This window comes from Mycobacterium persicum (assembly GCF_002086915.1).
In the GTDB taxonomy this organism is placed as follows: Bacteria; Actinomycetota; Actinomycetes; order Mycobacteriales; family Mycobacteriaceae; genus Mycobacterium; species Mycobacterium persicum.
In genome coordinates this window covers 3,595,611-3,603,998 of sequence record NZ_MWQA01000001.1, presented here as the reverse complement: position 1 = coordinate 3,603,998, position 8,388 = coordinate 3,595,611, and the positions used below count along the sequence as shown (strand labels likewise).

Below are 8,388 nucleotides of genomic sequence, written 5' to 3'. Positions count from 1 at the left end.
CGCGGCCGGGTTGTTCGGCAGCGGCGGTAATGGCGGCGCCGGCGGTGACGCCGGACCGACCAACGGCACCGGCGGCAACGGCGGTAACGGCGGCAACGCAATCCTGGTCGGCGATGGCGGCAACGGCGGTAACGGCGGGAAGGCTGCGACCAATGGCAAGGCCGGCACCGGCGGCACCGGCGGACTGATCGGCGCGGACGGGTTGACCGGGTTGGCGTAACCGCAAAACCCCGCGCCGACGTGCTGTCAGCCGTGCGCCAGCACGTCAACGCATATCCGCGGTGACGGGCGGCATCTCCGGGCTGTCGGCGCCTACACCAACGGGCGCCCGGCCTTGATCCGGCGGTCCAAGTCCCAGAGCATCAGGTTGAACGGGAACTGCCGGACGGCCCGCGGCATCATGGCGTTCACGGTCCCTATCGCCGCCATCAACCGATCGAAAAGCTGTTGTTTTCCGGCGTCCCACGGCAACCGCATCTCGTCGCGAAACCGTTGCGGCAGAAAGCCAGTGGTGATCAGCAGCGCGATACTTTCCGGAACCTTGCGCAGCACGGCGGGCAACGGCACACCCGGTATCCGCGCTGCGGCAATCGGATACAGGTAGTCGCGAACGGCGTCGTCGATCCGCACCTTCTTCAGCGACTCCTGCCAATACCGGTCAAAAGCAGCTCGATCCGGCGGCCACATCTCCGGGGGTACCTGCAGCGTGGTGGCCAGCGCCATCGTCTCGCGGTAATGACGCTCGGCCTCGGCGTCGTCCAATTCGCAGACGAAGATGCGGTGCACATCAGCTGCGCCCTTGCACATACATGCCGCCACCCACAGCTGCAACTCGGGGTCAAATGCGTTGTACTGCAACGGACTTTCGGATGTCGAGTACACCTGAGCGTGCGCCCGGTTCACCGCGCGGCGGTAAGCGGCCCGCTGCGCGTCGGTGCCGGCCATGGCGACCGCAATATAGGTAAAGGTGGTGCGCGTCCGCTTGATCGGATGCAGGTCCAGCCGGCCACTCTCCACTCGGCTCTCCACCACGCCATGGCCGACTTCGGGCCGCGCCAGTTGCATAATCACGTTGGCCGGACCGGCCAACAGCGCGATCCCCATTAAGGTGTCGTCTGTCGTGGCCGGCCGCCCGCGCCTGGCCCGCACCGGCCGGGGTGCGTCGGCCACCGGACGCTCAACATGTGGCACTTGCTGGCGAACCGCACCGGGAATTGCCACCGTACGTCCTCCTGCCGAGCCGAGCCGACCCGCTAATTGTGATAACGCTTGTTTCCCGATATTGCTCGGGTCCCTGCCCTGGTGTCAAGATGACGTTCGTGACCGAAGACTCCGGGTCAGGCGAACCCTCCGCACGCCCGTACCGCGGCGTCGATGCGGCGCAGCGGCTGGCCGCACGGCGTCGGCAATTGCTGGACGCCGGCTTGGACCTGCTCGGCTGCGACGACGGAGACATCACCGAACTCACGGTCCGCGGCGTCTGCCGCCAGGCGGGCCTGTCGGCCCGCTATTTCTACGAAAGCTTCGTCGACAAGGACGAATTCGTCAGCGGCGTATTCGACTGGGTGGTCGCCGGGCTCGCCGCCACCACCCAGGCCGCGGTAGCTGCGGTACCCCCACACGAGCAGGCGCGCGCCGGGATGGCCAACCTGGTGCGGACCATCGCCGGCGACGCCCGCATCGGGCGCCTGCTGTTCAGCACCCAACTGGCCAACCCCGTGGTGATGCGCAAGCGCGCCGAATCCAGCGCGCTGTTCGCCATGTTGTCCGGTCAGCATGCCGGCAACGCACTGCGAATTGCGGCAAACGAGCACATCAAGGCGGGCGCGCACTTCGTCGTCGGCGGAGTCGGCCAAACCATCAGCGCCTGGCTCGCCGGGCACATCGCGCTCGAGCCGGACCAACTCGTCGCACAGCTTGCGTCGTTGCTCGACGAACTCGCCGACCCGAAGCTCTACCACCTCACGGGAACAGCGGCAGGTGCCACAGCCGCGTCCCCGGTCGGATCAGCCAGAGCCGCGCCAGGGTAAGCCGCATGATGCGCTGCGAGCTGGTGATCATCACGACGGCGACCGGCAGCTCCAGGAACAGCGCGGTCAGCACCGACCACCAGCGTTCGTCGGGTCCCGCCGTCATCAGGTCGAACCACGCGTCACAGATCAGCAGCACCCCGGTGGTGAACGAGGTGAGCAGCAACAGCTGACGGCGCAGATATCCCAGCACCGCCGTCGCCGTCATGAAGCCGACCAAAAGGATGTCGAAGCCGACCCAGGTGGCCGGCCAATTGTGCGCGACGTAGTTGGCCGGCAGGGTCAACCCGAGAAATGCCGTCCACGGGATCAGCGCCAGCGCGCAACCGATGACCAGACGCAACCGGACACGCCGCGTCCGCGCCAGAGTCGTCGGGTCCACCAGTTCGCCCAGCGGACGCTCCAGCCGGGAGATGAGTTCTCGCCGTTGTTCGGGACTCAGTGCCGCGATCTGCTCATCGGTCAAGATACCGTCCGTCACGGCTGGCCAGCCACCGCCGCCGGTCGCCGGTCGGCCGCCGTCCTGGGGACGGCAGGCGTGTCGTTATCGGTGAATTCCTTTATCCAGCAAGCGAATTCCAGGGTGATACCGTCGGGGTCCTGGAAGTAGAACGAACGCACATACACCCCGGGATGCACCGTCGCCGATACCTGCATCTGGCTCTCGTCATGATTGAGGACCGGGCCGACCCGCACCCCTTTGTCCTTGAGCCGCTGCCGGTAGGCATCGAACTTTTCAGCCGGGACGTGGAATGCCAGATGGTTCATGGAGCTCACCGCGCTAGTGATGTCGCCGATGCCCGGAATGGCGCCGGGTGAGGAGATGCCCGGCACCCGATCCGGTGCCCCGGCAAACCAGAAGAACGCGACGCAGTCGCCGTTGCCGGCGTCGAAGAAGAAGTGCTGCCCCTGCCCGCCGGGCAGGTCGAGCGACTTGATCAGCGGCATGCCCAGGATGTTGCTGTAGAAGTCGACGGTGCGCGCCATATCCGAACACACCAGCGCGACGTGATTGATTCCGCCGAACTCGAACTCGGTGTTGGCGTTGTGCGGCTTGATCATCGTGCGGCTCCGATCGGCCCCTGCCCCTGGCCTGGCTAAGACTTGAATCTGAATCTAACATCAGGTTCAGTTGTGCTCCAGAGGAGGCGCGTCAGGTGGCTGAGTTTGCGACGCACCGCGGTCGGCGGACTCAGGCCGCGATCGACACCGCCGCCCGAATAGTCATCGCACGCAAAGGGATTCTGGCCACCACTATCGCCGACATCACCGCCGAGGCCGGCCGTTCGTCGGCGTCCTTCTACAACTATTACGACTCCAAGGAAGCGATGGTGCGTCAGTGGGCGCTGCGGTTCCGCGACGAAGCCAACGATCGGGCCCAATCGGTGACCCGGCACGGCCTGTCCAACCGCGAGCGTGCCTACCAGGCCGCCGCCGCGCACTGGCACACCTACCGCAACCGGCTCGCGGAGATGATCAGCGTGTCCCAGTTGGCCATGGTCAACGACGACTTCGCCCAGTATTGGGCCGAGATATGCGCGGTTCCAATCTCTTTCATCACCGACACGGTAAAGCGCGCCCAGTCGCAGGGGTATTGCCCAGGCGATGACCCACAATTGATCGCCGAGGCGATCGTGGCCATGTTCAACCAGTTCTGCTACATCCAGCTCAGCGGAGCCCGTGCCGAAGAACCCGACGGCCAGGCCTGCATCCAGACCCTGGCCAACATCTACTACCGAGCCATCTACGGTGAGGAGGTTCACTGAATTGCCCGATGTCGTTCGGGAGTTCGTCGGCCTGCCCTCCCCGACCGCCGGACGCGCCGGCGCCGGCGGACACCCGTGCCAAGGGCTCTACCACCACGTCGCCGGAAGTAGACCCACGGTGGCGATGATTGCCACCCACTACCAGATCGACTTTTCCGAACACTATCTCGCCGAATACCTGGCCACCCGCGGGATCGGCTTCCTGGGCTGGAACACCAGGTTTCGCGGCTTCGAAAGCCACTTCTTGCTCGACCACGCATTGGTCGACATCGGCGTGGGGGTGCGCTGGCTGCGGGACGTCAAGGGCGTGGAAACGGTGATATTACTGGGCAATTCGGGCGGCGGTTCGTTGATGGCCGCTTATCAGTCACAGGCGGTCGACCCGAACGTCACTCCGCTGGAAGGTATGCGCCCGGCGGCCGGGTTGACCGAGTTGCCCGTCGCCGACGGCTACGTCGCCACCGCCGCCCACCCCGGCCGCCCGGATGTGCTCACCGCCTGGATGGACGCCGCCGTCGTCGACGAAACCGACCCGGTGGCAACGGATTCCGAGATAGACCTGTTCAACAAGGACAACGGACCGCCCTACTCCCCCGAGTTTCTCGCCCGATATCGCGCCGCTCAGGTAGCGCGCAACGAGCGCATTACCGAATGGGCCCGGGCCGAGCTGAAACGGGTACGCGCCGCAGGTTTTTCGGATCGGCCGTTTGCCGTGATGCGAACCTGGGCCGACCCGCGCATGGTCGACCCCACCATCGAACCGACCAAACGTCAGCCCAATCTGTGCTACGCGGGCGCGCCGCTGAAAGCCAACCGCTCCGCGCACGGCATCGCCGCGGCCTGCACGCTGCGCAACTGGCTGGGCATGTGGAGTCTGCGGGAGGCCCAAACCCGCGCCGAGCCGCACTTGGCGCGCATCACATGCCCGGCGCTGGTGATCAACGCCGACGCCGACACCGGAGTGTTTCCCTCTGACGCCCAACGCATCTACGATGCGCTCGCCGGCACCGACAAGACCCGGACCTCGATCGACACCGACCACTACTTCACCACACCGGGCGCGCGTGACGAGCAGGCCGACACCATCGCCAACTGGATCGCCGAGCGGTGGCGCTGAGAGTTCTCGCTCACTTCGCACCCGGCGACAAGGTACTTGACCTCGTTGCGGCCGAACGAGATTGGCTGCAGGTCCGTTGGTGTTCCGAAGATGACGACGCCTGCTTCTACCGCGAATTGCCCGAGGCCGAAGTGATCTGGCATGTGCTTCGTCCGCTGTCGGACACCGACTTGGAACAAGGCGCGCGGCTACGGCTGATCCACAAATTCGGCGCCGGGGTGAACACCATCGACGTGAGGACGGCAACGAACCGCGGTATCGCGGTGGCCAATATGCCGGGCGCCAACGCTCCCTCGGTTGCCGAGGGCACGGTGCTGTTGATGCTGGCCGCGCTGCGCCGGCTACCGACGCTCGATACCGCGATCCGTCAGGGCCGGGGCTGGCCGACGGACCCGCAATTGGGCGAGACGGTGCGCGACATCGGCGGTTGCACGGTCGGGCTGATCGGCTACGGAAACATCGCCAAACGGGTCGCAGCCATCGTCGCCGCGATGGGTGCCAGCGTGCTGCACACCAGTACCCGCGACGACGGACGCCCCGGGTGGCGGCCGTTGCCGCAACTGTTGGCCGCCAGCGACATCGTCTCCGTGCACGTACCGTTGACCACCGACACCGAGCAGCTGATCGACGCCGCCGCGCTGGCCCGGATGAAGCCGGATTCGGTGCTGGTCAACACCTCTCGGGGCGCCGTGATCGACGAAGACGCCCTGGTCAAGGCGCTGCTCGGCGGGCGGCTGGCGGCAGCGGGGTTGGACGTTTTCGCTGTCGAGCCCGTTACGCCCGACAACCCGCTGCTAGCCCTGGACAGCGTGGTGCTCACTCCCCATGTCACCTGGTACACCGCCGACACCATGCGGCGTTATCTGGGCGAGGCCGTCGAAAATTGCCGGCGGCTGCTCGACGGACGGCCGCTAACCAATCTGGTCAACCAACCCACCGGTTGTTAGCTTGGAAGGAACTCGCGCAAGGGAAGGCGAACAATGCCGATCGCAATAACCCCTGAACATCACGACCTCGCCGATTCGGTGCGATCCCTGGTGGCGCGGGTGGCGCCATCTGAGGTGCTGCATGCGGCTCTAGAGACCCCGGTCGACAACCCGCCGCCCTACTGGCAGGCAGCCGCCGAACAAGGATTGCAAGGGGTGCACCTGGCCGAATCCGTGGGCGGGCAGGGGTTCGGCGTCCTCGAGCTGGCCGTGGTGCTGGCCGAGTTCGGCTATGGGGCGGTGCCCGGACCGTTCGTCCCGTCGGCCATTGCCAGCGCGTTGATTGCGGCGCACGACCCCGAGGCCAAGGTGCTTTCCGAACTGGCCACCGGGTCCGCCATCGCCGCGTACGCGCTGGATTCCGGACTGACCGCCACCCGTCAGGGTGACATCCTGGTGATCCGCGGCGAAGTCCGCGCGGTCCCCGCGGCGGCTCAGGCCGCCGTTTTGGTGCTGCCGGTGGCCATCGACAGCGGCGAGGAGTGGGTGGTGCTGCGGGCCGAGCAGCTGGAAATCGAGCCGGTCCGCAGCCTGGACCCGCTGCGGCCCATCGCGCACGTGAGGGCCAACGCGGTCGAGGTCACCGACGACGTCGTGCTGAGCAATCTGAGCATGACTACCGCCCACGCGCTGATGTCCACGCTGCTGTCGGCGGAGGCCGTGGGGGTAGCCCGCTGGGCCACCGACACCGCATCAAGCTACGCCAAGATTCGCGAACAGTTCGGCAGGCCGATCGGCCAGTTCCAGGCGATCAAACACAAGTGTGCGGAGATGATCGCCGACACCGAACGCGCCACCGCCGCGGTGTGGGACGCCGCCCGCGCCTTGGACGAGGCGCGCGAGGGCAGCCCGGACGTCGAATTCGCCGCGGCGGTAGCGGCAACCCTGGCGCCGACCGCCGCCCAGCGCTGCACTCAGGACTGCATCCAGGTTCACGGCGGCATCGGCTTCACCTGGGAGCACGACACCAACGTGTACTACCGCCGCGCGCTGATGCTGGCCGCCTGCTTCGGCCGCCACACCACCTACCCGCAACGGGTGGTGGACACCGCGACCACCACCGGTATGCGCCCGGTGGACATCGACCTGGACCCAGACACCGAGAAACTGCGCTCGGAGATCCGGGCCGAGGTTGCCGCCCTGAAGGCGATGCCGCGCGAGCAACGCAGGGTCGCCATCGCCGAAGGCGGTTGGGTGCTGCCCTATCTGCCCAAGCCGTGGGGGCGCGCGTCCAGCCCGGTCGAGCAGGTCATCATCGCCCAGGAGTTCACCAGCGGGCGGGTCAAACGGCCGCAGGTCGGCATCGCGGCCTGGATCATCCCGTCGATCGTCGCGTTCGGCACCGAAGAGCAGAAGCAGCGCTTCCTGCCGCCGACCTTCCGCGCCGACATGATCTGGTGTCAGCTGTTTTCCGAGCCTGGCGCCGGCTCGGACCTGGCGGGGCTGACCACGAAAGCGACCCGGGTCGACGGCGGCTGGCGCGTCACCGGCCAGAAGATCTGGACGACGGCCGCCCAGTTCGCGCACTACGGTGCACTACTGGCCAGGACGGACCCGAACGCACCGAAGCACAACGGCATCACCTATTTCGTGCTGGACATGAAAAGCAGAGGCGTGCAAGTAAAGCCGCTGCGTGAGCTGACGGGTCACGCGATGTTCAACACCGTCTACCTCGACGATGTGTTCGTTCCCGACGAGTTCGTGCTCGGCGAGGTGAACCGCGGCTGGGAGGTCAGCCGCAACACGTTGACGGCCGAACGCGTGTCGATCGGCAGCAGCGACGCCAACTTCCTGGCCACCCTGCCACAGTTCGTCGAGTTCGTCCGCGACGGACATTTCGACCAGGTCGCCCACCACCGCGCGGGTCAGCTGATCGCCGAGGGTCATGCGGTCAAGGTGCTCAACCTGCGCTCCACGCTGTTGACCATCGCCGGCGGCGATCCCATGCCGTCGGCGGCGATTTCCAAGCTGTTGTCGATGCGCACCGGGCAGGGCTACGCCGAATTCGCGGTGTCGACGTTCGGCACCGACGCCGCGATCGGCGACCCGGACCAATTGCCGGGCAAGTGGGGGGAATACCTGCTGGCCAGCCGGGCCACCACCATCTACGGCGGCACGTCGGAAGTGCAGCTGAACATCATCGCCGAGCGGCTACTGGGCCTTCCCCGCGACCCGTAAAACCGCTGCCGCGGTCCCAACGGGTGGGTCCGCTACGGCAAGCCGTGGAGCCCGCCCGTACCCAGCAGGAGTCCACCGGTTCCGCCGGCGCCCGAGCCCCCCGTGGTAACGCCGGTCCCGCCGTTGCCGCCGTTGCCGCCATTGCCGATCAACACGGCGTTGCCGCCGACGCCGCCAGCCCCGCCGTCACCACCGGCTCCGTCGGCGTCGCCGTCGCCCCCGGCCCCGCCGGCCCCACCGACACCCAGCAACTGCCCGCCCCTGCCGCCGGTGCCACCGGCACCGCCGTCACCGCTGCCACCGAATCCGCC

Annotated in this window: 8 protein-coding genes and 2 pseudogenes; 6 read left to right on the top strand and 4 right to left on the bottom strand. The window is 66.9% G+C overall.

The features are described from left to right. Positions 1-220 (top strand): annotated as a pseudogene (locus tag B4U45_RS16460) (PE-PGRS family protein); the annotation flags it as partial. Between the two features lie 92 nt (positions 221-312). On the opposite strand, the gene B4U45_RS16455 reads toward B4U45_RS16460, so the two are convergent. Beyond that, positions 313-1,221, bottom strand: coding sequence for an oxygenase MpaB family protein (locus tag B4U45_RS16455; protein ID WP_075549918.1), 909 nt, complete (start codon positions 1,219-1,221; stop codon positions 313-315). 89 nt (positions 1,222-1,310) lie between these two features. Between B4U45_RS16455 and B4U45_RS16450 the strand changes: the two genes are divergently transcribed. Beyond that, positions 1,311-2,030: a TetR/AcrR family transcriptional regulator gene (locus B4U45_RS16450; RefSeq protein WP_075549917.1), complete on the top strand. Its 720-nt coding sequence runs from the start codon at positions 1,311-1,313 to the stop codon at positions 2,028-2,030. On the opposite strand, the gene B4U45_RS16445 is transcribed toward B4U45_RS16450, so the two are convergent. Continuing rightward, entirely contained in the window at positions 1,963-2,511 is a 549-nt protein-coding gene (locus B4U45_RS16445) for a hypothetical protein (RefSeq protein WP_075549916.1), read from the bottom strand. The two genes, B4U45_RS16450 and B4U45_RS16445, sit on opposite strands and share 68 nt — an antisense overlap. Further along, complete coding sequence (locus B4U45_RS16440) at positions 2,508-3,092, bottom strand: VOC family protein (RefSeq protein WP_075549915.1); 585 nt, start codon at positions 3,090-3,092, stop codon at positions 2,508-2,510. The genes B4U45_RS16445 and B4U45_RS16440 overlap by 4 nt, the downstream gene beginning before the upstream one ends. A 95-nt stretch (positions 3,093-3,187) precedes the next feature. Here B4U45_RS16440 and B4U45_RS16435 point away from each other — a divergent pair, with 95 nt between their 5' ends. Genes B4U45_RS16435 through B4U45_RS16420 form a run of 4 tightly spaced genes read left to right on the top strand, consistent with a single transcriptional unit; the run spans position 3,188 to position 8,077 of the window. Further along, entirely contained in the window at positions 3,188-3,796 is a 609-nt protein-coding gene (locus B4U45_RS16435; protein WP_075549914.1) for a TetR/AcrR family transcriptional regulator, read from the top strand. A gap of 1 nt (position 3,797) precedes the next feature. Continuing rightward, the gene (locus B4U45_RS16430; protein ID WP_083156238.1) at positions 3,798-4,913 is read left to right on the top strand and encodes an alpha/beta hydrolase; all 1,116 of its coding nucleotides are present in this window, start codon (positions 3,798-3,800) and stop codon (positions 4,911-4,913) included. Further along, a complete protein-coding gene (locus tag B4U45_RS16425) occupies positions 4,904-5,860 on the top strand; it encodes a 2-hydroxyacid dehydrogenase (protein WP_082275705.1) in 957 nt (318 codons plus the stop codon). The genes B4U45_RS16430 and B4U45_RS16425 overlap by 10 nt, the downstream gene beginning before the upstream one ends. Before the next feature lie 33 nt (positions 5,861-5,893). Further along, the gene (locus tag B4U45_RS16420; protein WP_075549911.1) at positions 5,894-8,077 is read left to right on the top strand and encodes an acyl-CoA dehydrogenase family protein; all 2,184 of its coding nucleotides are present in this window, start codon (positions 5,894-5,896) and stop codon (positions 8,075-8,077) included. A 41-nt stretch (positions 8,078-8,118) separates the two neighbouring features. Here the strand turns inward: B4U45_RS16420 and B4U45_RS29360 are convergent. Beyond that, positions 8,119-8,388: pseudogene (locus B4U45_RS29360) on the bottom strand (hypothetical protein); the annotation flags it as partial.

What these genes read in the sequence shown, in the direction of transcription:
- B4U45_RS16440 (WP_075549915.1), bottom strand. Translation starts at nt 3,092, where the DNA reads ATGATCAAGCCGCACAACGCCAACACCGAGTTCGAGTTCGGCGGAATC.
- B4U45_RS16420 (WP_075549911.1), top strand. Translation starts at nt 5,894, where the DNA reads ATGCCGATCGCAATAACCCCTGAACATCACGACCTCGCCGATTCGGTG.
- B4U45_RS16450 (WP_075549917.1), top strand. Translation starts at nt 1,311, where the DNA reads ATGACGTTCGTGACCGAAGACTCCGGGTCAGGCGAACCCTCCGCACGC.